Here is a 572-nt window from a genome sequence, read left to right as displayed (position 1 = left end):
TGAATACACCGGAGTATGGATGGACATTGAACTGAGTTATAAAGCCAAGCAAGTCATGGCTGATTGTATCTCTTTGGCACAGCAGGCATTTAAGCGCTCATTCCCTATCCCAAGCATCACATTCAACGTTCGCGGCAAAGCAGCGGGAAAAGCCTACCTTCAATTAAATCAGATTCGTCTCAACCCTATTTTATTTAGAGAAAATCCACAGGCGTTTTTGGAAGAAGTAATTCCTCATGAAGTCGCCCACTTAATCACCTACCAAGTGTACGGCCGAGTTCGACCACACGGAAAAGAGTGGCGGGGCGTCATGGAATCCGTATTTGGTATTCCTGCCAACACCACACACCGCTTTGAAGTTACCTCAGTCCAGGGTAAGACGTTTGAGTATCGTTGCGGCTGCATGACCTACCCGCTCTCGATTCGCCGACATAATAAAGTTCTGCGCAAAGAGGCAACCTACTCCTGTCAAAAATGCCACCAGCCTTTGAATTTTACAGGTGTTCAACTTTCTTAATTTCTCCGGTGAGAAACAGCGGCGATCACTTGTTTATTTTTATTATTAACAGACT

1 protein-coding gene is annotated in these 572 nt (G+C 45.3%); it reads left to right on the top strand.

Features of this window, described 5'->3' with window-relative positions; all coding sequences use genetic code 11:
- Positions 1–19 precede the first annotated feature (19 nt).
- Positions 20–517 (top strand): SprT family zinc-dependent metalloprotease, encoded by a 498-nt coding sequence (locus tag R7Q48_RS29605; RefSeq protein ID WP_021453096.1) that lies wholly within the window; start codon positions 20–22, stop codon positions 515–517.
- Positions 518–572: the final 55 nt, after the last annotated feature.

This window comes from Vibrio sp. 378, assembly GCF_033339435.1.
The sequence above is the reverse complement of the archived record's forward strand: the minus strand, read 5'-3'. Positions and strand labels throughout refer to the sequence as shown.

What these genes read in the sequence shown, in the direction of transcription:
- R7Q48_RS29605 (WP_021453096.1), top strand. Translation starts at nt 20, where the DNA reads ATGGACATTGAACTGAGTTATAAAGCCAAGCAAGTCATGGCTGATTGT.